This is a genomic window from Vibrio sonorensis (genome assembly GCF_001854765.1).
Classification (GTDB): Bacteria; Pseudomonadota; Gammaproteobacteria; order Enterobacterales; family Vibrionaceae; genus Vibrio; species Vibrio sonorensis.
Window position 1 is genome coordinate 233364 of record NZ_LJJE01000036.1, and the last position, 24491, is coordinate 257854.

Sequence of the window (24491 nt, forward strand, 5' to 3'; positions counted from 1 at the left end):
TCCAGATCATAGAAATAATTTAGTGTGATATTGGTTCAGGCAATTTTATGAAACAAATATGGTTAAAAATTAACCGTTTTTATTGCTATTTAGTTGTTTGTCAAAAGGCAAATTCGAGGCGAGTTAATGATAAATTACAAGAGAAGAAAATAAGGTTGGAAAAGGGGTGGTACTACCTGTGCCCTTTTATGACGAGCTAGAGTAAAAACACCAAATTGCAACCGGTTGCTTGGTTAAAAAGTAGTCAATTTTTCATGAGTGTGACGATTTATATATATGCGACGCATGTCACATTTGAATGAGGTTTGGGTGACGTATTTCGCTAGATTATCTGGGATGAGTTTCGCTTTTAGGCCAAATTTCCGCTTTTAATGTGACAGTTGGCAATAAATGATGAATGACTGTTGTGGTGAATATTTAAACAACTTATAGAGAGGCGTAGGGAGCGGTTTGCAGTGATTTCCACTCTAAAACATGTTGGATAAATACTTGGATTCTTGCAGGCATCATATCTCTGTCTCTGTATAGGAGTTTTATTGGGCGGGCCTGTCCTAACCATTCTGGCAGTACCGAAACTAGGCCAGAATTTGCATGGCTAGGGTTGTTAAAGTAGTAGGGTGGCATCCAACCAATTCCCATTCCGTAAGAGACCGCTTCTCTCACTACCAGAACGTCATTTGATTCAAATAGATATGGGCCTTGAATGGTATATTTCTCTCCAGAACTTTGCTCGGTCATCGACCAGTTCTTTAAACTGCTGACGGATACGAGTTTGTGGCGATCTAACTCGGATGGATGACGAATATCTCCGTATTGGTCTAGATAAGATTGATGGGCAACCAGCCCATAAGGACTGCTCCAAAGGTTTCTAGCAACCCAATCCTGAGCAAGCTCATCGCCTACTCGAAATGCGATATCAACTTGTGCATCGACGAGATCTACTTTTTCATTTTGTAGCTGTACATCTAAGGTAATGTTGGGAAACTTTGCGGCAAAGCTGAACAAACACTCTTTGAGCCAAGCTTGTGTCATATTGATTGGAGCAGTGATGGTTATTCGTCCTTCCAGTTCACTTTGGTCTTGACCAAGACGGTTAGTCGCGTTGGTGAGACCTAAAATAAAAGGCTGGCAAGTGGTTAGGTACTCTTGCCTGATTTGGTTAAAACGAACTGGTGGGAGTTCCTCTCAACCAAACGAGTGTTGAGTCGGTGTTCTAGATTCTTGAGTTTACGGCTTAGCGTCGCCAGGGGAATATTGAGTTTGCTGGAGGCTTCGGTCAATGAGCGAAATTTCGAGAGGCGGACAAATAGAGCCAGCTCGTCAAAAGATATATCTTCCATTTTTGATATTTACCCTCTCATTTTAATCTGTAGATTGATGATTATGAAAACTATATCTTGCTTGTGCAATAAAAATGTTTTGGAGGGGATATGGCTTTCATTTGGCTTGGTGCGATTGCTGCGGTGTTTTTCTGGGGGAGTAATTTCCATGCAATAGCAGCGCTTAGTGATGATATAGGACCTATGACGATGACATGGGTTCGCTTTAGTCTTGCCGCTTTACTTATTGCTCCTTACGCCTTTTATCAAACCCGTAAAAATCTCAGTCTGTCACTGTCTCAATGGGTAAGAATAGGGGTTCTAGCCCTGTTTGGCGTCGTGATTCAAAATGTCGCAATGTTTATTTCACTAAGGTATACCACTCCTATCAATGGAGCAATTGTTATGGCGAATATGCCTCTGGTGTGCATATTGCTCAGTGTACTGCTGCTGAAAAGCTCGGTTTACAAACATCAGCTAATGGGAGTGGGTACAAGCTTTTTTGGTGTTTTATTGGTTCTAACGGGTGGGAAATTTGATCTACTGTCAGTGAATATAGGTGATATTGGTATGTTCATTGCTCTGTCGGGCGGTGCTGTATATACAGTGATGGTGGGAAAGTGGACACGGGGTATTCCTGTTTTTGTGACAGTCGGTCTAACACTGGCCATAGGCAGTGTGATGATATTGGTGCTCGCTTTAACAATGGAACAACCAATACAGGGGATGAGATCGTTGACGACTTTTGATTGGGTGTTGCTCGCTTATATGGGGTTATTCGGTACACTGCTGGCCTACATTTTTTGGATTAAAGCTACTCAGGTACTCGGTTCAAAAGAGACTTCATCGACAACCAACTTGATTCCTGTTTTTACTCTGCTTATTGCTATTGTTCTGGGGCAAAGCGTGGAAGTCGAACAGTGGTGCGGAATCGTGTTAGTGATCAGTGGTGTTTATTACGCGAATCACGCCAAAAATAAGCAACAAACAGTTTTGGAGCAATAACACATTTTCAAATAGTCTTGATTGTTGAACATATAGTGTTCAGTTGGATGCACATCTAATGTAAAATTGCCCGATGTTCACCAAGGATGGATTTTTGCATGAGAAAGCTAAGGCTATATTTGCTCACTATCTGTTTCTCTTCGTCTGTTGCTGCTTCTGAACTCCATCAGCGGTTGGCGGAGATTGAGTCTCGGGTTGAGGGTAGGATAGGTATCGCATTTGTTGACTCGGCAACGGGGTTTCGCTGGAGCTACCGCGGGAATGAGACTTTTCCTGTTCTGAGTACTTTCAAGCCGCTTGCTTGTGCTAAGTTGCTTCATGATATGGATAGTGGGCAGCTCAATCACGATCAAAGTGCGTATATTAAGCGCGATGATATTGTCGAGTGGTCTCCTGTCACTAAAGAACTGACCAATAGCCAAATCTCTTTAATATCGGCCTGTGAAGCGGCACTGTCGATGAGTGATAACACGGCCACCAACATTGTTCTAAACAATATAGGTGGGCCCGATGCCTTAAACCAATTCTTGCGCAAGGTTGGTGACAAATCGACTCGGCTGGATGACTTAGAGCCTTTTATCAATCAAGTGAAAGAGAGAGAAAACACCACAACGCCAGTCGCTATGACAAATACCATGTCACACTTGTTTTTAGGAGAAGGCCTTTCTGAGGGAGCACAGAAAACAATACTCGGTTGGATGGAACGCAATCGAGTATCGATGGCACTGTTGCGCTCGGTTTTGCCCTATGGCTGGAGTATCGCCGATCGGTCAGGCTCGGGATCGAAAGGATCGCGCGGTATAACCGCTCTGATTTGGAAAGAGACGCGCAAACCGCTAGTAATGAGCATCTATGTAACAGAAACGAACCTCACCCTCTCTGACCGCAATCAGCTAATCGCAGACATCGGCGAAGTTATCTTTTCAACAATAGACGTTCGCCCGTAAGCTATGAGAGTTTTGGACTAGTTGTTTTTGATAGCGACGAACTGTCCGGTAAACTCTCCAACGGTTTGACCGGCACTATAGAGTGTCGAGTTTATCTGGATTCTCGCTTTACCCCTTCTCTCATACAGTTTTAGAAAACGCGACCAGTCATCGGTGCTATTCGCTCTGGCCACGGCGGTGAAATCATCGAGAATCGGTTTGTCATAGCTCATAGTGTTGCTTTGGATAACTAAGGTTGCTTTCACATCTAAACTATTTAGTCGGGTATGTAAAAACGCCCAAGCCGACAAAATGGCGACAGAGCTGGCGCTGCCCCCATACACTGAATCTCGATGGTTGATGTTTACATCTAAAGGAGCACTAATGGCAAGGAAGTCTTCTCCTATCTCATCAACCTTGGCCGCCATCGATTTTGATTGAGGGATATGTTGGTGAAGATAAGCTTCGAGCTGAGTCTTGTTCATTGCTGTAATTCATCCTTTTAAAAGTGCTCTTGTTTGTAGACTGCTATAGCAGTGTCGATCAATAACTCAGTTTTAACCCAACACCTACATCTTCAACAGGTACTATTGCTGCCATCTCAATTTTGTATTTGAGTGCCGTGCAGTGACAAGGATGCATAACCTGAATATCTTGCTTGGCAAAGTAATCCATTGTTCCTGCGACCTGTTTTTCATCGGGGTTTAGCAAGTGAAATCCACCCAAAATATCGACAATGCGATCATCGTTACACACCTGTTTCGCATACTCGGTGATATTGCAGATCCCCGCATGTGAGCAGCCAGTGATAATCACTATGCCTTCTGGTGTTTTGTAGGCGAGCGCCGTGTCATCCTCTACAAAGTCAGGTGAACTGCAACCGCACTGGTGTTGTTCTCCAACGGGATGCTGTGATTCAAAATCATTTTCTCTTGGAATTTGTCCCAAAAATACTAAGTTGTCGGTTAACCAAACGGGCTCTTTGGTTAAGTTCACCGCAAAGTGTTTTGCGATTCTGTCTGCGGAAAATATCGAACCTATTTCTATATCGTCATACACTTTGAAGTTAAACGCGTGGGGGTGAGCGATAACGGTTGGGCTAGTGTGAGGCAAGCCTTCTTCACGCGCTTCGGTATATTTCTTTATGAGTGGGTGAAAACCACCCGTATGATCGTTGTGTCCATGTGAAATAGCGACGTAATCAATATCGAGCAGGTCTTCGCCCATTTTGCGGGCGTTATCTATAAAGGTCGAAGAATAACCGAGGTCAAACAGTATTTTTGTATCTCCATCTTTGATTAGATAGCAAACACCCGGCTCACCTAAATAATATCTGTCTATGATGGTATTGTTGTCGATAAGAATCTGTACTTCCAAGCTTCCCTACTCCATGTGCTTGACTAAAACTGTTATCAATATACACAATAACGCCCTCTTAAACAGTAAAATTAGCAGCCCAAGAGACCGTTGTACTTAGATAAAAAAGGCTTCCCCAAATTTTATAGAGTGGAGAAGCCTTTGACTACTGAGTGTGACTTGGCAAAACTACCAGTTGTTACTGCTTTGCCACAGGCGGCGATATTCCACCGCAACAGCTCTGTCAGCAAACATGACTCGTTTATTAGAACTAACTTTTGATGTTAGCTCTTCAATAAACAGCGCGTTTTTCCCTTCCCCAACGACAGCAAGTTGTAATGTGGCCTTGTCATGAAGCCAGTGCTCTGAAGAAAGGTTTACGGGTTGTTCAATGACCAGTGTTGACGTCTTGGCACCATTGACGTTTTGATTCACAATTTGCCATTTTGCTTGGATTTCTGTCGAGGCCAGCCCAGTGATCTGCATTGTACCGTTTTTATTGAATGTCAGTTCAACCATTCGGGACTTAACGGGTCTCGCGATTGTTTCTATCTGAGGTGCTGAATCGTAGACATAGTACCAAGTTTGGCTGTTAAGCTTGTCGATATTCAGAGGCAAATAAGGCTGGAATGGATTGTCTCTGTATAGCAGTAAGCCCTCGCGGTGAAATGCGGGGTCAACAACAAGGGAGTTACTCCAGGGGTAAAAGATGGGAGTCGTTCTATGAGTGTTAGTATCAAACAAAACAGGCCATTCTGGGTTTTCCATTGTGGTATAGATCCCATCGCGTTGACGCTGATCTTTCAAACTGATAGAAACCATTCTGCCATTAGAATTAAAGGCGACCTTATGAGAACGGTCTAAATCATGGGTGCTATTCGTCTGATTTATGATGTATCGAGTACCTTTAACTAATCCCACAAGCTCCTCTGAGCTGGTCAACAAGTGGTCGTTATTGACTCTAGAAAGATTGACGGTTCTCAACGCTAATTGCTTGTCGAAAAACAGTAATGAAGTCCAACGGCTTGTATTACTGGTGACAAATGTCTGTTGCTTGTCTTCGACAACAATCAACTTATCATCAGCGAGCTGGAGTTCTAGTTCTAGGGATTGTTTACCATTAATACGGTCTTGATTATACAGTGTAATATTCAAGATTTGCTTGTTGTTTACCGTAGCCAATGTCCAAGTCGCACGTATTTCTTCAAACTGGTTCTCTAGTTCAATAACGACATCATCAGCGTTGCCAAAGGTGAATTTCGCGAGCTGTGGTGCGACAGTTGGAGCTAAAGCAGGGACTAGTAGACTGTCGTCAAACCTCAGATAGTACAGCTCTTTTCCTTGCAATTGTTCGGCAGTTATTTCGGTGATTTGTGCTTCTTGAAGGGGTTTGGTGTACCAAAGCGCCAATTGCCCAAGAGCCTTCTGCTTAAAGCGGTCACCACCGGCTAACAATGTGCGTACACTCAAGGCAATGTATCTGCCTATGTGGGTGAACTCGTGGTCGTCGATGTTCTCATCAGTATAATCTAAGACGTTGCCTTTGATTTGAAACTCATCTTTGTCAGCAAAACCCGCTAACCCTATTTGGGTCTGATCTATCTCGAATTCCGCCCAACGGCTGAAGTCAGTCGCAAAGAGATCTTTTTGGAATATCTTGGTACGCGAAAAATAGTCTTTGAGTTTGAGCTGCTGAGCTCTGCTCTCAACGTTATTGCCCGACATACTGTATATCACTTTATTGAGTTCCGAGTGCCCCCCAAGATTTAATAGGCTGTCAGCCTCGACCTTATACTTGTTTAGGTAGCTTTTAATTTTTGTGGTGTCTAATACTCTGAGATCCTCCTCAAATTCCTCGGTGATTGACCTTGCAAGAAGGTGTGCAATTGAGGCTTGAGGATGATTTTCTCTTTGCGCGACAAAGTCACTCGTTATCGTAGTTAGATCCAAATTTAGCTCGCTCGCAATTTGATTCAGCGGCTTGTTTTCTTTTACGGCGAGTGTAGTAAATGGATTGATCGAGGTTTCACCGGCTGGTGTGGCCATTGAATATGAGCGTGTAGCGACAGTCGGTTGATCAGAATCTTTACTTACGCCGGCAATAATATTGGCGATTAACGTGTACTGCTTGTCTGCTGGGGGAACGGTGATAAAGCTTTATCGTCGGTTAATCCGTCTAGATACTCATCTTGTTCACATGTTTGACTGTTGTTTCTATCTGCACATACGGATGCATTAGCTATGTAGCCGTCAATGACTTGAATTTTAGCCGCTGTTTCTTGAGGGCTAGGAGACGGTGCTGGAACGGGATTTGGCTGGGGCTGTGGAATCTGTTCAGGCACTGGAGTTGGAGCCTGTGATTGAGGTGCAGAGTTGCTGTCTCCACCTCCACCACAAGCGAGTAGCATAGGCACAACGCCTATTGATAAAATCATTTTTTTCATAATTTACAATCGCTTATTTTATGTTTGATGAGCTGAGATTATAAATTAGAGTAATTGAATTAAATGTTATATAAGTCTAATTGATGTGTAACTGGTTGCTTACGTTTTGATAGAGAATGTGATGTTGGTCGGCTTGACTCAAAAGTCGGGTTTGACTTCGAAACTTATTCTCTGTTTAGAGTAGGGGTGATCAAATTCCAACCTAAATGCGTGAAGGTGTAAACGCTGGCCGCGCTCCCCGTATAGCCCATCGCCAATAATAGGTGTGTTAAGGCCTTGATAATGAGCACAGTGCACGCGTAGTTGGTGAGTTCTTCCGGTGTGTGGAAAGAGCTCGACTCTGGTTGAAGTATCGTCCTTGCTTAACACTCGCCAATAAGTATGGGCTGGCTTACCGTGTTCAAAGCAAACAAGCTGTCGTGGCCTGTCGTCTGGATCGCCCCTCATAGGTAAGTGAACATTCCCCTCTTGTTCTTGTAATACACCGTCGAGCAATGCGATATAGGTTTTTTTAACTGTTCGGCTTATAAACTGTTTTTGCAGTGATTTGTTGGCTCTTTTGGTCAGTGCAAACACGAGTAGCCCAGATGTCGCCATATCAAGGCGATGAATCACTATTGGCCCCTCAGCTTCTGGGTATCGCTCTTGTAATCGCGCATAGACACAATCTTGTATTGTTTTTCCCGGTACAGAAAGCAATCCCGCAGGTTTATTAACTACGACCATGGCTTCATCTTCATAAACAATTTCTAAGTGATGCGCTTTTGCATCGTGTTGCTCTAGCGGGTTGGGTTCAACATCTAACCCTTCTAACATGTGACCTAAAATGGGGTGACATTTACTATGGCACGAGGGGTAGAATTTTTGGTGTTGGCGAACTTCAGATTTAGGCGATCGCCCCCACCAAAATTCAGCTAAGGCCAAAGGTTTATAGCCGTGTAAATAAGCGAACTGTAGTAGTTTAGGAGCAGCGCACTCGCCGGAGCCCGCTGGTGGTATAGGGTTAGTTAGTTTGGCAAAAATCTCGTTGAGATTTTTTTGCTCGCCCTCTGCATTGAGAAATTGATATTCGGCGAATAGCTTGTGTTGCAAAGTATTTGAGAGAGCTTTGCGTTTCTCTTTGAGCATTTCTAGCTGATTGGATGTGCTATCAACGCGCTTTTGAGTGTCATTAATTAGCGCTTGCCACTCTTGTTTTAAATACTTGAGTTGATTTTTTTCAGCGACACTCTGTTTGGCTAATTCGTCGAGCTCCTTGGTCAGTTGCTCGCCGGAGAGTTGATTTTGTGCTTCCTGACGTTGAGCCTTTCTCGAAGCACGATTTTTTATGATGATCTGACGTTGAGCCTGCTCTGCTTGCTGGTACTGATTTTTCTGTTGGTCTAACTTGGCTTTAACAAGCAAATACTCTGGATCAGCACTGAGCTCTTTTACCCTAGCATTGACTTGGGTGATGGCGGCGAGTTCAGTTTGGAAAAATCCGTCTTGTTCCAAGATGTCGAAAACAGGAGGAACGAAACCAGGCAAATGGTTATCGTCGCCAATTTTTCCGGAAAATGCGCTTAGATAACCAATTTCCCCTTGTGGGCTTTTAACCAAAAGGACACCAAACATTTTTCCACTTGCAGAGGCTGAGTCGCTGTTCAGACCAAAATCGTATTGCCAAGTATTCTGAGTAAGCAAATATTGTTGAAGCTGGTTTGCCGCCAAAATGCAAAGTGGGTGGGGTGTGTAGTAAAACGGAAACGTGAACTGTTTAGGTAGCTCGTATCCACTGATATCGCTCTCGAACTTAGTAAAAAATGGGATAGAGTTAGCCATGTTCAATTCTCTGTTGCTAAAGGGGTAAAAAAGCGGGCAATTTTACCGCGATAACCGGTTAAAAAACACTATTGATTTTTTATAGAGTCGGTTGGGGTTTTGTTAAAGCGGGGAGTGCGTTATTTGCGCATAAAACAGCAAACTGCTTAAGTGTTGAATAAAAAAATTTGAGCTATCCTGAGCCAATGTTAGCTTTCGCCTCAGGATAGTTTTCTGTCTAGGGCTGGACTCAACTGGCACTTAACTCTGCAGCGTCTTGCCTTTTCATGACCTTGTGGCCTTCTTCCGTTACCCCTTTCTTCCAGTAACTGCTCACGTACATGTTGTTGCGATCTAAGTTATTTTCCCGAATAAAGAAGTCTCTTAATGCACGCATATTTTCAAACTCGCACGCGCACCAAACATAGGGTATACCTTCGAGCCACTTGGCGGATTTTATCGTAGCTAACAAAGGTTCTTGCTCGGTAAGCCATTGCAACTTAACGCCTGATGGTACTTTTAGCTGTTGAATATCTTCGCGTTGAGCGACTTGCACATACGCATACCCAACAGCATGCTCAGGGAGCTTGGCCAAGGTCGCACTTAACGCTGGCAGTGCTGTCATATCTGCAACAAAGAAAAACCAAGGGCTAGCGGTGTTCACTGGCTTTATCTCTGCGGGACCGCGTACCTGAATAGTCTGTCCTACGCGGACTGAAATCGCCCAACGGCCTGCTAAACCGTGTTCTTGTTCATGGTTATCAGAATTATGACGAACCATATCGATATCAATAGTATTTTTCTCAGGATGATAATGACGAACAGTATACGTTCTCAGTCTTGGGGCTTCTTCGGGTTTAAGCTTTGATAAATCCGTTCCGCCATTTTGATCGAAAGCGAGCTTAATGTAACTGCCTTCACATCCCAGAGGGAAGCTTTCCTGCAAGGGGCCTGTAAGGGTGATTCTTTGCATATTGGGTGTGATTTGCTTTGTTTCCACCACTGTTAAAGTGATCAATTTATGTTGTGTCATAGGCTTATTATCAATAATGAATATCATTTACAATAAGGTTATATTGAATTAACAACCCTGTGCAAGCCCCAATCACTCTGGTCTAGATCATCGGCAATGTTGATGCAATTAAGAGTGCTGCCATAAGTCCATTAAACCCTCGAATCTTGGTCGGGGTGGTTAGCCAACGTTGTAACTGTTGCCCAGCAGCAGCCCAGAATGTTACTGAAGGTAAATTAACCAGCGCAAAAACAAAAGCAATCAAGCTGAGTTCGTACCAAGCGCCGTTGGCACTGTATACCGTGACGGCGGTCAGTGCCATCGACCAGCCTTTGGGGTTAACCCACTGAAAGCTTGCGGCTGCAAAAAACGTCATTGGGCGATAGCTGCAATCGGTTTCTACTGGCTTGCTTGTAGCAATTTTAAAAGCCAAATAGGCTAGATAGACAAGGCTGAGGTATTTTAATATCGCATGACTCACTGGGTAGGTGTTAAATACCCCCATCAGCCCTATACCGACCAAGAGTACCATTACTGAAAAACCAATAGTGATCCCAGCCATATGGGGGATAGTTTTTTTAAAGCCCACATTCGCTCCGGATGCCATTAACATGATGTTATTGGGACCGGGAGTAAAAGTAGTAACAAAAGCAAATAGGGCTAATGCCCAAAACTGTGAAAACTCCATGTTTCTCTCCACGCAAATTTATTCTTAAACGTAACTCTTGACCGGTCGAGACAATAATAGGTGGATATTGGCGCAATTTTGTGTTTAATTTCCTTAATTAAAAGTAACATGCACAATAAAATTGCCTTATGGATAAGTTTGATAAAAAAATATTGCGTGAGTTGAAGCTAAACGGAAGGATCTCTAATGTTGAGCTTGCCGATAGGGTGGGTTTGTCTCCTTCTGCGACTTTGAGAAGAGTACAAGATCTCGAAAAAAGGAATGTGATTCAAAGTTATCGTGCGGTTTTGGACAAAACTCAACTTGGGATAGGCTTTGTTGCTTATGTATCGATTGGCCTTTCGAGCATAGTAAACAGGCACAATTAGAGTTTGAAGAGCACGTTCGCTATGTTGAAGAAGTCGTCGAATGTCACAATATAACCGGAGCGAACGAATACCTTCTGCGTATTGAAACGAAAGATCTTCCGAGTTACAAAAAGATACATGCGGACGTTTTGGGCGAATGTCCCCAAGTAAACTCTATTACGACTATGGTTGTGATGGAATCTCCAAAGGACGAGCGCTAAGCCGCTTTTTTATCTCCATTAAATGTCACGTTTCGCTATGTGAACAATCTTCCATCTACGTTTAGTGATGGTTTGTGTTTTCCTTTCTGTTAAGGGAGGTGGTATTCACAGCTGTTTAAACGAGTCCCCGCAAAATAAACTGTCATTTTTTTATACAATTCAACGCAATTTATTCATAAGATTTTATATAAATGTGATCTGAGTCACTCTGCTGGCGGTCGTCATTAACTTGGCGGTTTTTGTTGAATAAGTTAATGATAAACATGTAAAAAGTGATAGACATATATCGTACTGTTTGGATAGAATCACCTTCTTTTTGTGGGAATATTCCCAGCACAGGGATGCGAAAACCAATAGTAATGAGGGCTAACATGCAGTTATCTATTAAGAACTTGTCTATTCGTGCTCAGGTTCTGCTTCCTGTGGCGATGACCACCATTTTTCTACTGATTGCGCTTTGGATTACCCAAAGTAATCTTCAAGAAGAGCAAGAGACAATTAACTCTAATTCTGATTCCTTAATCTTCTACAAGGACAAGCTCGCTCATATTGATGATATGGTTTATCCGCTGCGAATCAATGCAGTTTACGCGATTTATGACCCAAGCCGCAGAGACAAATTTGCTATTCAACTAGCGGAAAACATGCGTGAACTAGAAGGCGACCTAGATGAAATGGCACGCCGTGAAACGTTTCGTTCCGAAGTGGCGATTGTTAGAGAGGCAATAAGAGATTACGTCGATTTCTCTCATAGAGCGGTAACTCTTCTTGGTCGCTATGAAAGTGGCCTTGTAAGCGAGCAAGAGTATCAGGGCTTTATCGGTCAATATCGCGATTCGGGTAATCGCATGGTGCAATCTATCAACGAACTGTCTCAAATTGTTAATCAGTTTGCCAAAAAAGCGATGGAGATCAGTGAGCAAGAGAATGATGCCGTCCAAACCAAAGCGGTTTATAAAGTATTGATTGTGCTTGTTTCATCGATTGTGATTGCTTGGTTCTTATCAGGACTAATAGTTACTCCTGTTCAGGCCCTTCAGTCGGTAATGAGGAAAATTGCTCAAGGAGATTTAACCGCAAGAGCAGAAGTCGACGGTAAAAATGAAATTGCACAACTAGGCGAAGATGTAAACCAGACCATAGATAAACTCAGTGAAACCGTAGAAGCACTGACTCGCATAAGCGAGGAAGTGGCGTCCGCATCAACTGAACTGGCTGCGGTGATGAATCAGGCGGAGTCAAATGCACAGCAGGAACTGAGAGAGATTGAGCAGGTCGCTTCGGCGGTAAATGAGCTGGCAAGCACGGCTGACAATGTTAGCGACAATGCCTCAATGGCTGATTCTACTGCGAGAGAAACGGATCAACTTGCTAAGTCAGGCTTGAGCATTTTTGAAGAGAGTAAGCAGTCTAGTGAACAGATGAAGCTGCGCTAAGTAATGCTGGACAGGTTGTGGAAGAACTAAAACAGCAGTCTGAGCAGATCAACGACGTGGTTGAAGTGATTCGCAATGTATCTGATCAAACTAACTTGTTAGCGCTAAATGCGGCGATTGAAGCGGCTCGTGCTGGGGAATCTGGTCGTGGATTTGCTGTTGTTGCTGATGAAGTAAGAATGCTAGCGGCGAGAACTCAAGAGTCGACAGGTGAAATTCAAACCATTATCGAAGAGTTGCAAAAGCAAGCCGGTCTAGCAAACGACAGTATGGTGGAAAGTATGGAGATACTGGCGAAAAATAACGAACTGTCGGGACAAGCTAATGACGCTTTGGTTGGGATAACAGATGCTGTCGTTGGTATCAATGACGCCAATACACAAGTGGCTACCGCAGCGGAGCAGCAGTCTCAGGTGACTCAAGACATTAATCGCAACGTAATTAATATGTCTGAGTTGGTGAATCAAAATGTATCTGGGATCAGTCAAAGTGCGAGTGCCAGTATCGAACTTTCGACTTTGGCTGAAAAGCAAAAAGCTCAACTCTCTTTCTTTAAGGTTTAATTGTGAAAACCGCTCGTTTAACGAGCGGTTTTTTTTGTCTCTTGACCCAAGAGGTTACGATCGACGTTTGCTCTTGGGGACGTAATTTAGTATTGAGATAGGGACTTCTTTCTTCGGTTCAAATCCTTCAATAACTCTGCGTTCAAGCAAATGCCCCAAGCGGCTTTCAATCATGCACAGGTTTTTAAAGTTGTCTTTCGATACCAAGGATATGGCTTCACCTTTTGCATCAGCACGACCAGTTCTACCAATGCGGTGTACGTACTCATCTGCTGGGTAGGGGAGATCGTAGTTGATCACCAAGGGTAGCTCACTGATATCTATACCACGAGAACCGACACCAGTAGCAATTAAGTAGGCAATCTCTCCGTTTTTAAATTGTTCTAGCAATTGGGTACGAATGTTTTGACTGCGACCACTGTGAAATGGCTCAGCTTTGATGCCCCGCTTTTCGAGCTGAGCGGCGAGCTTAGCTGCACCGTGTTTGGTTTCAATAAAAATTAAGGCTTGTTGCCATTGGTGTTTATTAATTAAGTGGGCCAACAGACTGGATTTTTTGTCTTTATCTACCGTTGTGATCCACTGTTCAATGTTCGCCTTTGAAGCACTGTGTTTGGCAATACTGATTTCTTCAGCGTGGTCAATAGCGCTTTTAGCGAGATCTCGCACTGGGTTGGAAAGAGTTGCCGAAAACAGCAGGTTTTGAATATCCTGTGGTAGACGAGCGATGATTTTGTTGATGTCTTCAATAAAGCCCATATCAAGCATTCGGTCTGCTTCATCGAGCACCAAAACTTCAGCTTCTTCAAAGTGAACGGCTCTTTTGCCGTAAAGGTCAATAAGACGCCCTGGGGTAGCCACTAAAATATCGATGCCATCGATAAGCTTTTGCCTTTGCGGCCCATCATCGACGCCACCATAGACTGCAGTAGACGTTAAGTTTACGTGCTTGGCATATTTCTCAATGCTGGCATTCACTTGGATCGCAAGTTCGCGGGTTGGCGTGAGGATTAGAGCTCTAAATCGTTTCTTTTTTTGGGTTGTACTGGCGCTTAAGCGCTCTAAAATTGGCAAAACAAAACTCGCCGTTTTACCAGTGCCCGTTTGAGCAGCAGCGATTAAGTTCTTACCAGAAAGAACGATTGGAATGGCTTTGTCTTGGATATTGGTCGGTTTGTCATAACCGACTTCGCGAATGGCTTCTAGGATTGGCTTGCTTAAGCCCAAATTAGAAAATGACATAGAATCTCTTAGGTTGGAGTTGCATGCTCCACAATTGTAGCAGTGCCGTGTACTTTGAACGGTAGTCTAACACGGTGTGACTAGAAACCTACTAAGATTGTAAATCAAAGAGAGGGTTTGCAATACTAAACGATAGTCAATTTATGGGCGGCTCTGTTTCCTTCACTTCAGGGGCTTTGGCTTTGCTGTTGTGTAAAGTGGCTCTCGGATTTTACATCCAAGGCGCGCTCAATGGGCGTATCCATGCATCGGGTACACATTGTTTAATTTCACTCAATAACACTTGAGCTTCTTCGTAATCTAGTTTCTCTGAAAGCAAATAGTAGAATCGACCTATGCGGTTTAGCTCGTGTTGGACGGAAAGGCATGAGTAGTTGTTTAAGCTTGGTGGTGTCGTACCAGCATAGAACTGCACTATGAACCGTTTTTTCTTATTCTCAGTTATCGACGAACTGTTTTTAGCACAAAGCGCCTTATCGATTCTGAAATGGGTGGTTAAAAGTGATGAGGTCACTCGAACTTGAGGAAATGTGGAGTCCTGACACTCATTTTCTATCACGTGATTGACGAACCAAATATAGTTGCAATCGTCGGATAACCGGTAGTGCTTGACTTGACTGGGTGCTTTTAGCACTTGTACCCCACATTCCGGCGTTGGTGTTTGGTTTAGTGTCTTTAACGCTAGGATTTCTTGAATAGGGATAGTCGAAGCCACAACCGTAGAGGTGTGGAATAAGGCGACAAAATAATTGAGGATAAGAACTCTTTTCATTGTTTCAGAAATGCTGTGCACAAAGGGTGAGGATAACTAAAATGGCTCAGAAGTTTGGTCAGCAAATTAAATAAATTCAATTGAAGGATGCACAAAAACGTTGCCCTTTTGGCTTGTTTGGCTGGATGTTGGTGTGTGACTGTCAAAAGAAAAATGCCGCTGTTGAAGCGGAAACCTCAAACTCAAGCTCTAAAAATGACTATTGACACATAAGCTCTGGATGCGTATTTTGTTGGTTATGAATACAGCATCTATTATCGAGCGAATTATTATCATCATTTCCTAGAAATGGTGGGTTCGGCTGTACAACAAATTCAAACCCGCCTAAGAGGCGGGTTTTTAATAACAGCCTCTTAGGAAACAAAAGAGGCAAAAATGACAACTTCAGATAATTCACAAAGCAAAGCCCATGCTTTTTCCTTTGTTGATGCCGAGCACCAGGTGCTCAAGTTTGGAAAGAGAAAAATATTTTCAGAAATCGTTGGAGCAGTCCTCAGACAAACCTGAGTACGTATTCTACGATGGTCCTCCGTTTGCAACTGGTCTTCCTCACCATGGCCACCTTGTCGCATCTACTATTAAAGACATTATTCCACGTTACCAAACTATGCTTGGTCGACATGTTGAGCGTCGTTTTGGTTGGGACTGTCACGGTCTGCCTATCGAACACGAAATTGACAAATCATTGGGCATGTCTGCAAAAGAGGCGGTGGAGTCGTTAGGTATTTCGCGATACAACAACGAATGTCGCGGAATTGTCCAACGTTATACTCAAGAGTGGGAAAAAACGGTGAGTCGCCTAGGGCGCTGGGTCGACTTCGAGAATGACTACCGAACAATGGAACCGTGGTTTATGGAAACGGTTTGGTGGGTATTCAAACAGCTTTGGGACAAAGGACTTGTCTATAAAGGCGAAAAAGTGGTTGCGTACTCCACGGAGTTAGAAACGGTTCTGTCTAACTTTGAAGCCTCGTCTAACTATAAAGATGTTCAAGATCCAGCGGTAACCGTTTTGTTCAAATTGGAAGACGAAGACGCTTACATTGCTGCATGGACGACCACACCTTGGACCTTGCCGTCAAACCTCGCACTCTGTGTTGGCCCAGATATCGATTACATTAAGGTCAAAGACGAAGAAAGAGGCAAAGCGATCTGGATTGCAGAAGCGTTAAAAGAGTCTTTGTATAAAGACGTTGAGCTGGAAATCCTAGAGCGAGTAAAAGGACAAGAACTGGCGGAAAGACGCTACCAGCCACTGTTCCCATATTTCCAAAAGCTTGCTGACAATGGCGCGTTTAAAGTCATGTCTGATGACTATGTTTCAACGGAAAGTGGTACGGGTATCGTACATATGGCCCCGGCGTTTGGTGAAGACGACCAAAGGGTATGTAAAGAGCACGGTTTGACGGAGAGTGTTTGCCCGTTAGATAGCCGCGGTCGTTTCACTGACGCTGTTACGGATTTTGCAAACCAATATGTAAAAGATGCTGATAAGGGTATTATCAAACTGCTCAAAGAGCAGGGGTTGGTATTTAAGCAGGAAACTTTAGTCCACAGCTATCCGTTGTGCCCGCGTTCAGACACCCCGATCATCTACCGTGCAGTACCGTCTTGGTATATTCAAGTTACGGCTATCCGCGATAAATTGGTAGAAAACAACCGCCAAATCAACTGGGTTCCTAACCATATTCAAGAAGGCCGGATGGGTAAATGGCTCGAAGGGGCCATTGATTGGGCTGTATCGCGCAATCGCTACTGGGGAACCCCGCTTCCTATTTGGATCAATGACAAGACGGGAAGCCAAGTTTGTCTGGGTTCAATCCAAGAGCTTAAAGAGTTAACTGGTGTTGAAGTCGAAGATTTGCACCGAGACTATGTTGACGAACTGACCTTCACCAAAGATGGCGAAGAAGGCGTTTATCGCCGTATTCCAGAGGTATTTGACTGTTGGTTCGAATCCGGTTCAATGCCATATGCTCAGGTTCATTACCCGTTTGAGAACAAAGAGAAGTTTGAGAAAAACTTCCCAGCGGCCTTTATTGCTGAAGGGGTCGACCAAACCCGTGGTTGGTTCTACACCTTGCAAGTATTGAGTGAATGCCTATTTGGCAAACCTGCGTTCAATAACGTTATTGTTAACGGAATTGTTATGGCGGAAGATGGTAAAAAGATGTCCAAGCGTCTTAAGAACTATACCGCACCAGACATTCTGATGGAGCAATACGGAGCAGACGCACTAAGACTTTACCTAATCAACTCTGGTTTGGTTAAAGCGGAAGAACAGCGCTTTGCCGATACAGGTGTGCAGGAGATGGTCCGTCAGGTGCTCTTGCCTTGGTACAATGGTTTTAAATTCTTTAAAACTTACGCAGATATTGATGGTTGGAAAGCCAATGAGTCGGCGGGTCAAGACAATATACTGGATCAGTGGATCGTCTCTCGTTTAGAGACTCTGAAAGAAAAGGTCAATGCAGAGATGCAGGCGTATCGCTTGTATAACGTTGTTCCGCCTCTATTTGATTTCCTAGAGCAGTTAACGAACTGGTACATTCGCCTAAACCGCTCTCGTTTCTGGCAAAAAGAGATGAATCAAGACAAGCAGGATGCGTACGCGACACTACACTACTGCTTAGAGACTTTCTCGCAACTTATGGCGCCATTTGCTCCGTTTTTGTCCGAGCATGTTTATCAAGGTCTAAAAGCCTATCACCAAGGTGAAGTGTCTGAATCTGTACATCTTTGTGATTACCCAAGGCCAGAAGTTGAAAAGCGCAAACCCGCGCTTGAAGCGAGCGTAGAACGTTTCCAACACTTAGTGACCATGGGGCGTCAAAAGCGCAACGATCTAAAAATCAAGCTGAAAACGCCTCTTGGTAGAGCGACGGTTCTACACAAAGATGCACACGTTTTAGATGATGTTAAACAGCTAGCCAGCTACATAGAAGCCGAGCTTAATATCAAGCAGGTAGAGTTCAGTACTAACGAAAGTGACTATATCTACGTGTATGCAAAAGCGAATTTCCCAGTACTTGGTAAGCGCTTGGGTAAACGCATGAAGCACTTTGCAGCCTTGATTCAAAACATGACTGAGCAGCAGTTAGATGTTTTCCAGGAGCGAGGTCAGATTGAACTTGATGGCGTTGTTTTTACGGAAGATGAAATAGTGCTCTACCGACAGGCAAAAGAAGGTGTAAACGCGGTATCAAACCGCTTTATCTCAATGGAGTTTGACCCAGAACTGACCGAGGAGCTTATTGCAGAAGGTGCGGTGCGAGAAGTCGTCAATCGCATTCAGAAACAAAGAAAGTCTGAAGGTTTAGAAGTTACGGATAGAATTCACCTTGCCGTGGAAGTACAAGAACCGTTGTCTAACTGGATTCGAATCCACGAAGCTTATCTCAAAGAAGAAACACTAACAGAAACGATAGTCTTTGAAGCAGTGGAATCTGGCGAAAAGCACAATACTGAACATGGTGAGTTAATAATTAAAGTTAGCAAAGCCTAGTCTAATTAAAAAATGCGCTGCCTAAGGGGAGCGCATTTTTTACTTAAGTTACATATTGATTGTGTATATTCTTGCGAATTTATAAATTAAATAAACTATAGAACTAGAAGGTTATTTATCTTTAATGTATTAATATTTTCAATATTGATCGCAAAGCATATAACCCTTACCCCTAGAGGTGACGATATATTGGGGCATTCTAGGGTCGTCGTGAATTTTTTTTCTCAATCTCCCTATTAGAACATCAATGGATCGACTACTCACGGAGTAGTATTCTTTTCCTAATGCTTTAGATAATTCTTGCCGGCTATTAAATTTGCCTTTATTACCAATTAGGTGCAATAGAATTAAATGCTCTCCGTCTGTGAGTATGCTTTTTTCCCGGCCAACGCTTAACATTCTAGTTTCAGGGTTTAGTTGAAAGTTACCGTATTTAATCATTGAATTTTCTTGATGTGTGTTTTGGCCTTGTACCCGCTGCATTAAGTTATTCATACGCAATGCAAGCTCATCACTGTCAAGAATCTGGACTGAAACCACATCAAACCCACTAAAAAGTAAATCCATCCGCTCGCTTTTTTTTAGAAAAGCACTAAAAACTAATTTTATTGGTATGTCTAATTTCTTGATTTTATTAAGTATGGTGCGGGTTGTTGTTGCATTTTTATGACAGTCAATAATAATCCCTTGGCAATGTGACTTATAGAACTCCAATCCGTGATTTAGATCTTCATCGGAACTTAATTTAAGAGTAATGGTTTTAATATTTATCCCTAAGTTAATAAAAGAAGCTGAGCTTAATCCAGATAGCTCTCGATCGGTTATATATAGTACTTTGTTCCCTATTTTATTATCCATTTTACCCCCGAAAGTGACGTTGAAACAAAATTTTGTCATTAAAATAAATTGATTCAATACATTGGAGTAACATATTGTAAATATAAATGTGATGATCACGTATTTATAATATTTGGGTAACGATTAGTAAATGAATTGAATTTTTAAACAATATTTAAATTAACTTTTACGCTGTATGCCATTTATGGGCTTACTTGATCTTTTGTCAATAAGAGAGCGTAAAATGAACGGAACAAGAAATTATTTATATCATGTATATGTAATATTATTTTCTTTTCTGGTCGCTGCATGTAATGGCGGTGACGGCGGAGAAGGAAGTAGCCCGAATAATCCAACTACTTCGGCTAAAACGGGTAGTTTGCAAATTGTGTTACAGGATGAGACTAATACATCACAGTTTGAGTCCGCGAGTATTGCGGTTAAAAGCGCAGTAAAAAGTGGAAAATCTGAAATCAGCGCGATGTCTACCCCGTACTCTGCACAAAGTACGGCCATGTCTCCGCAAAACAACACTTCGAATGAACCCTCGCTTGACCTCAATGCTGATAGATTCAGAGTGATAGGTGAAGGACCTGCGAACAACACTTTTGATGAAACTTTTACCGGCAGAGGTTCAAGAACATTAACGGGTGTGGCTGTTGGTGCTTGGAAAGTGACCGTAATTGCCATTGACGCCAATGGCGTTGAATTTGCACGTGGAGTACAAAACTTAACAGTTCGCCCAACGGAAACAACGCAATCTGTTGTAGAAGTCAAAATGGATCAGGGCAATGGTGGTCTAAGCTTCCAAGCAAACTGGCCTAAAGATATTGCTTTGACCCATAATCCCAAACTCGAGCTGCGTGATAGTAAAGGTAATTTGGTCGCAGGGATCCTTATCAACACCGTAGACTCTCCAACTGATCCAACAATGAAGCAGTCAAGCGTCGAAGTGGGGAATACGATCCCGAGTGGTTACTATACGTTAGTGTTTACTGTGCACGATTCAAACAACAAGGGTGAGAACGTTCACCTAGCCACAGGTTTTGCGGAAACCATTCGAATCATAAAAGACCAAAGTACAAGAATCGAGCAAACGTTGAAAGGGGTAAGAGGTCTTGGTGCGATAGACTTGGGCGTTGTACTCAACCTTAACAATAAATTGCCTATTTCTATTACCAATGCTTCTTCATTACCAACGAGCTTCGCATACGATCAGCCCATTTCATTTACCTTGCAGGCAGATGTTCCAGATACAGATTCGGCATTTAATGCAATTACCAAATTCTGGTATGTTAATGGTCACTTTGTAGAGATAGCTCCTACTTTGACAATCAACTCTGCAATTTCATTGCTGCCAACGTCTTATCACGGTCGCTATGTTTCTGGACATTACCGTGTTGATGTTGTCGGTTACACGACAACCGGAGAGCGAAGTGGTTCAGCTAGTTTTGAGTTTGAAGTGACCGGTCAGCAGACTAAATGGTTAACCCAAGGGACATTAGAGGGCAATTTGTATAGCGGTGATAGCAATGGTCCCGTTAACCTAAATAATATTAAAACCTTGGCACTAAAAGATTCTTTTGGTGTTGAAGTTCAAAATGCCATCCAATACGACCAAGCAACCAAACGCATTTACGGTGCAGCAATTGAGGAAGGAGAGTATGTATTAACGATTGAAGGAAAACCATCAATGGGCTACCAATACATTCCTTATTCAATGCCAGTGACGATAGAAGCCGGTAGAAATGCGAACTTAGGTACGATACGCCTATATGAAGCCTATGAACTTCCAATCGACGCTTCAACAGGTGGACAGCTTAACGTAGGGGACGAAAAAACCAGTGATATCGCCAAGATAAAGTTTCCTGCCAATGCGTTCGTTAATTCAAAGACCAAAGCGGTCTATTCAGGAGAAGTAAGCGTATATCCAAAAGCGTTTAATCCTAGTAGCGAATCTTATACAAATGCATTCCCTGGTGGCTTTACCGGTATCGTTCGCGAAAATGGTACTGACACAGAGTTTGACATTATCTCTTACGGTATTGTTGCTGCCAGCCTTGTAGATAATAAAGGTGACAAACTGGAACTCGCTCCGGGTAAAAAAGCGACCATCTCTATTAAAGTCGCCAACCCTGCTACCGCTCCCGCCACCATGCCATTATGGCACTTAGATGAGGAAACAGGGCGTTGGATGCAAGAAGGAGAAGCGACACTGGTTGGTGATTACTACGTGGGAGAAGTCGCTCACTTCAGTTGGTGGAACTTTGACTATCCATGTGGTAGTTCAGACAATGTATGGGGAAGTACATGTCCTTGGATCCGTGTTAACTTTACTGTCGTCGATCCGGAAGGCAACCCTTCACCCTTTGCAAAGATTAAATTACTAGGTGAAGGTAATTTTGCTTACTCGAAAACGGTTACCACAGACCACACGGGCCGAATTAAGACTAAACTACCTTTCTCTCCAAGTGCAGTGGCTTCGCAAAAAGCTCAAATTTCTTACGAGGTACAAGCCGAAGAAAGTGTTTATTCGGCCGATGGAAGAAAGCCAGGGGTAAGTGATAAAGCGTCTATGACATTTGCTTTAACGCATACTGAAGGCGTTGCGGGCTACGGGACGTATTACCATAGAAAACTTGTACTCGGTGAACCTAACCAGCCAAGGCTTGTTGTAAAGGCGAAAGATAACGACACGCGTCGTATTGTAAATCGCACAAAAGCACCGGTTAAGTTTAAAAAGCCATCCGGTAGTCAAACCTCTTCGAGAGTAGTGTTCACTGTTTCGAACGAAGGCTCAGCACAACTCGATTTTTCTGGTGATGACTTGGGTAATCTTGTTATCGCGACAAATGATGATCCTGAGAATCCGACACCAGCAGGCAATCAGTGGAACGCGGCGCCAGGCTTAACTAGCTTGGAATCAAAAGGAACTAAGCAGTCCCTTAACGTGACATACACCGGTTCTGCGTACGGAACAGAAAAAGCGTACTTACACATCCCAAACAACACCAATAAGGGAACACTAGTCATTCCACTTGTGACTTTAAAAGCGGGCGATGATTTCCAACTGGTAACCAACAGTGCTGGAACGTCTCAATTGTTTGATGGAATGATTTGGTGGGAGCAGAATCCATATGCAAGTAATCCCTATGTTGCAGATCCTTACGCGGTTGATCCATATGTGTGGAAAGTACACTCTGGCAGTTGGCAGGAGAGACGCCATTATTTAAGAGGGAATAAACGCGGTTACTTTGCCATCGATTTATCACATCTTCCAGACGATATGCTGGTCACAAACACTAAACTCACATGGGATAGCTATGGCATCTCTGCGTATGGCGGTGCTGTTAAGCTGTATAAGGGCAAACAACAAGAAACCATCACTGTTGATAATGCAGCAGACGGTTATAGCTCAGCGTGTATCGAGGGTGATAGCCATTGTGTAATTGCTGTTGTTCCAGCTACATCTGGTAGTAGAGGCGAAGCAACTTTACAGCTTTAGGTCTAAGGGCAATCGAAGCTGCTATCGTTAGCAACGGTGTTCTTAAAGTTATGGCGGAAGCGGAAGCGGGTGTCTCTGGCAGTTTGAACATCAACAATATTAATTTAGTGATTGAATACGAACAGTAATCAGCTACTAACTATAAGGGGAGCATTGCTCCCCTTTTTTTGAGTTTATCTATGAATACATTGTCGTCAAAAATATCTACAACTAGGCTGGCGTTATGGATTTTTCCAATAAGCTTGGCGGTTATTACTAACTTACATTGGGACAACTACTTTTACAGCCATGATGTGCCCAAATGGCTATTTATCGACATACTGTTGTCATTATTTGTAATTTTGCACAGAGATAAAGTTAGCATTCGGCGTTCTCACTGCTCATTGCTATTTTTTTCGCTCCTATACTGGTCTCTCGTAACCCTTTTCTGGTCCTCTCATTTTTATACGGGACTTAGCTTCATCATTCGCCTCGCGCTATACGGTGTCGCTTTTAACCTTCTTGTCTGGAACTACTCGGTAGACGAAAGAATTAACCTTTTGTTAAGCAGTTCACTTTTAGCTTCTGGCGTGTTTTTGATCATATTAGCCATTGAAAGAAAAATCGGAGTACCCTTTAGCAACGGGGCATTTACACCAATAGGCTTCACTAATAACGCTGGTCACGTATTTAATATATGGATACCCAGCTTGTGCTTTTGCTTATGGAAGTTTAGAAATAAGGCGTGGGCAGTATTGGCTTGTTTAGCCTTATTACTGGGGATTGTGTACGTACTTTATATCTCTCAGATTAGAGCGACGACAATCGGGCTTGGCTTATCGATTTGCCTGTTTGCTATGCTTGTTTTAATCAGTAAGAGGCAAAGAAGTTCAGTGGTTCAAAGCTTCTATTTTGGACATTTTTTTCTGTAGTTGTGGTCTATATTTCTTCTTTGCTCTTTAGTGGGTCTTTTGTATTTAAAGTGGCATCAGAGTTCTACGATCAAGTGGGAAGCGTGTTAGCAGACCCAGTGGGGCAGTTCAAACCCCGTTTAGGAATGCTTTTAAACAGCTGGGACATGCTTTTAGATAACCCTTTTGGCGTCGGGGCAAACAACTTTGAGTATATCCATCCAGAGTACGCAAAAGCGGGTACTGAATACGCCTCTGAATATGTTAATGAGAGACAAATATTAACAACCCCACACAACTTTTTAGCAAAAATTTTTACCGAACTTGGCTGGATAGGTGGCCTACTTTTGACCTCCTTTTACGCACTATTAATGTATAGAGCCATTGTACTTGCCCTTCACTACCCAAAACACGGTTGGATATTTGTGGCAACATCAGCGTTATTATTTCATTCGTTGCTAAGCCAAGTTTTCCTTTCACCAATGAGTTATATCTTTTCATTACTTCTTTTTGCTTGTCTTTTTACTCGCAATGAACAAGAGAAGAATGAGTCCAGAACAAGAAAATGGGGCTATGTAGCTTTGGTCGTTTCTCTGATCGCTCCCGCTTACAGTGTGGTAAAA

General features: G+C 43.0%; 16 protein-coding genes and 3 pseudogenes. 7 read left to right on the forward strand and 12 right to left on the reverse strand.

The features are described from left to right. Positions 1-426: 426 nt before the first annotated feature. Entirely contained in the window at positions 427-1155 is a 729-nt protein-coding gene (locus tag BLO31_RS07795) for a substrate binding domain-containing protein (RefSeq protein WP_342668977.1), read from the reverse strand. After that, a complete protein-coding gene (locus BLO31_RS07800) occupies positions 1137-1340 on the reverse strand; it encodes a helix-turn-helix domain-containing protein (RefSeq protein WP_070964181.1) in 204 nt (67 codons plus the stop codon). Before BLO31_RS07800 ends, BLO31_RS07795 begins: the two co-directional genes overlap by 19 nt. 90 nt (positions 1341-1430) lie before the next feature. On the opposite strand from BLO31_RS07800, the gene BLO31_RS07805 reads away from it, so the two are divergent. After that, positions 1431-2324, forward strand: a complete 894-nt coding sequence (locus BLO31_RS07805) for a DMT family transporter (RefSeq protein ID WP_084659651.1) — start codon at positions 1431-1433, stop codon at positions 2322-2324. Positions 2325-2422: 98 nt separating this feature from the next. Then, entirely contained in the window at positions 2423-3271 is an 849-nt protein-coding gene (bla, locus tag BLO31_RS07810; protein WP_070964184.1) for a class A beta-lactamase, read from the forward strand. A 17-nt stretch (positions 3272-3288) separates the two neighbouring features. On the opposite strand, the gene BLO31_RS07815 is transcribed toward bla, so the two are convergent. From BLO31_RS07815 to BLO31_RS07845, 7 genes are all read right to left on the reverse strand, one after another. After that, the gene (locus tag BLO31_RS07815; protein ID WP_070964186.1) at positions 3289-3735 is read right to left on the reverse strand and encodes a YiiD C-terminal domain-containing protein; all 447 of its coding nucleotides are present in this window, start codon (positions 3733-3735) and stop codon (positions 3289-3291) included. 58 nt (positions 3736-3793) lie between these two features. Continuing rightward, complete coding sequence (locus BLO31_RS07820; RefSeq protein ID WP_070964189.1) at positions 3794-4627, reverse strand: MBL fold metallo-hydrolase; 834 nt, start codon at positions 4625-4627, stop codon at positions 3794-3796. Positions 4628-4795: 168 nt separating this feature from the next. Continuing rightward, positions 4796-6652, reverse strand: coding sequence for a hypothetical protein (locus BLO31_RS07825; RefSeq protein WP_070964192.1), 1857 nt, complete (start codon positions 6650-6652; stop codon positions 4796-4798). A 68-nt stretch (positions 6653-6720) separates the two neighbouring features. Then, positions 6721-7050 carry a single stranded DNA-binding domain-containing protein gene (locus BLO31_RS07830; protein ID WP_070964194.1) on the reverse strand — a complete coding sequence of 110 codons (330 nt, stop codon included), beginning with the start codon at positions 7048-7050 and terminating at the stop codon, positions 6721-6723. Positions 7051-7188: 138 nt separating this feature from the next. Beyond that, the gene (locus BLO31_RS07835; protein WP_070964196.1) at positions 7189-8871 is read right to left on the reverse strand and encodes an RluA family pseudouridine synthase; all 1683 of its coding nucleotides are present in this window, start codon (positions 8869-8871) and stop codon (positions 7189-7191) included. A gap of 229 nt (positions 8872-9100) precedes the next feature. Continuing rightward, entirely contained in the window at positions 9101-9883 is a 783-nt protein-coding gene (locus BLO31_RS07840; protein ID WP_070964498.1) for a siderophore-interacting protein, read from the reverse strand. Between the two features lie 82 nt (positions 9884-9965). Further along, on the reverse strand, positions 9966-10550 hold the full coding sequence (locus BLO31_RS07845) for a LysE family translocator (RefSeq protein WP_070964198.1): 585 nt from the start codon (positions 10548-10550) through the stop codon (positions 9966-9968). 128 nt (positions 10551-10678) lie between these two features. Between BLO31_RS07845 and BLO31_RS07850 the strand changes: the two are divergent. Both BLO31_RS07850 and BLO31_RS23435 read left to right on the forward strand, forming a co-directional pair. Further along, positions 10679-11118: pseudogene (locus BLO31_RS07850) on the forward strand (Lrp/AsnC family transcriptional regulator). A gap of 371 nt (positions 11119-11489) precedes the next feature. Beyond that, positions 11490-13117 (forward strand): annotated as a pseudogene (locus BLO31_RS23435) (methyl-accepting chemotaxis protein). Between the two features lie 54 nt (positions 13118-13171). Here BLO31_RS23435 and BLO31_RS07865 read toward each other — a convergent pair. Both BLO31_RS07865 and BLO31_RS23445 read right to left on the reverse strand, forming a co-directional pair. After that, positions 13172-14359 (reverse strand): DEAD/DEAH box helicase, encoded by a 1188-nt coding sequence (locus BLO31_RS07865; protein WP_070964202.1) that lies wholly within the window; start codon positions 14357-14359, stop codon positions 13172-13174. Positions 14360-14570: 211 nt separating this feature from the next. Further along, a complete protein-coding gene (locus BLO31_RS23445) occupies positions 14571-15131 on the reverse strand; it encodes a hypothetical protein (protein ID WP_139158964.1) in 561 nt (186 codons plus the stop codon). Positions 15132-15582: 451 nt separating this feature from the next. Between BLO31_RS23445 and ileS the strand changes: the two genes are divergently transcribed. After that, positions 15583-18636 (forward strand): isoleucine--tRNA ligase, encoded by a 3054-nt coding sequence (gene ileS / locus BLO31_RS07875; RefSeq protein ID WP_217495105.1) that lies wholly within the window; start codon positions 15583-15585, stop codon positions 18634-18636. Between the two features lie 138 nt (positions 18637-18774). On the opposite strand, the gene BLO31_RS07880 is transcribed toward ileS, so the two are convergent. Then, positions 18775-19494, reverse strand: coding sequence for a response regulator transcription factor (locus BLO31_RS07880; protein WP_175443184.1), 720 nt, complete (start codon positions 19492-19494; stop codon positions 18775-18777). A 223-nt stretch (positions 19495-19717) separates the two neighbouring features. Here BLO31_RS07880 and BLO31_RS07885 point away from each other — a divergent pair, with 223 nt between their 5' ends. Then, on the forward strand, positions 19718-22978 hold the full coding sequence (locus BLO31_RS07885) for a hypothetical protein (RefSeq protein ID WP_070964210.1): 3261 nt from the start codon (positions 19718-19720) through the stop codon (positions 22976-22978). An 892-nt stretch (positions 22979-23870) separates the two neighbouring features. Beyond that, positions 23871-24206, forward strand: a pseudogene (locus BLO31_RS24830) (O-antigen ligase family protein); the annotation flags it as partial. Positions 24207-24491: the final 285 nt, after the last annotated feature.

Bases quoted from the DNA above. Each gene is read 5' to 3' on its own strand.
- BLO31_RS07800 (WP_070964181.1), bottom strand. From the start codon at position 1,340: ATGGAAGATATATCTTTTGACGAGCTGGCTCTATTTGTCCGCCTCTCG.
- BLO31_RS07805 (WP_084659651.1), top strand. From the start codon at position 1,431: ATGGCTTTCATTTGGCTTGGTGCGATTGCTGCGGTGTTTTTCTGGGGG.
- bla (WP_070964184.1), top strand. From the start codon at position 2,423: ATGAGAAAGCTAAGGCTATATTTGCTCACTATCTGTTTCTCTTCGTCT.
- BLO31_RS07815 (WP_070964186.1), bottom strand. From the start codon at position 3,735: ATGAACAAGACTCAGCTCGAAGCTTATCTTCACCAACATATCCCTCAA.
- BLO31_RS07825 (WP_070964192.1), bottom strand. From the start codon at position 6,652: ATGGCCACACCAGCCGGTGAAACCTCGATCAATCCATTTACTACACTC.
- BLO31_RS07830 (WP_070964194.1), bottom strand. From the start codon at position 7,050: ATGAAAAAAATGATTTTATCAATAGGCGTTGTGCCTATGCTACTCGCT.
- BLO31_RS07835 (WP_070964196.1), bottom strand. From the start codon at position 8,871: ATGGCTAACTCTATCCCATTTTTTACTAAGTTCGAGAGCGATATCAGT.
- BLO31_RS07840 (WP_070964498.1), bottom strand. From the start codon at position 9,883: ATGACACAACATAAATTGATCACTTTAACAGTGGTGGAAACAAAGCAA.
- BLO31_RS07845 (WP_070964198.1), bottom strand. From the start codon at position 10,550: ATGGAGTTTTCACAGTTTTGGGCATTAGCCCTATTTGCTTTTGTTACT.
- BLO31_RS07865 (WP_070964202.1), bottom strand. From the start codon at position 14,359: ATGTCATTTTCTAATTTGGGCTTAAGCAAGCCAATCCTAGAAGCCATT.
- BLO31_RS23445 (WP_139158964.1), bottom strand. From the start codon at position 15,131: ATGAAAAGAGTTCTTATCCTCAATTATTTTGTCGCCTTATTCCACACC.
- BLO31_RS07880 (WP_175443184.1), bottom strand. From the start codon at position 19,494: ATGGATAATAAAATAGGGAACAAAGTACTATATATAACCGATCGAGAG.
- BLO31_RS07885 (WP_070964210.1), top strand. From the start codon at position 19,718: ATGAACGGAACAAGAAATTATTTATATCATGTATATGTAATATTATTT.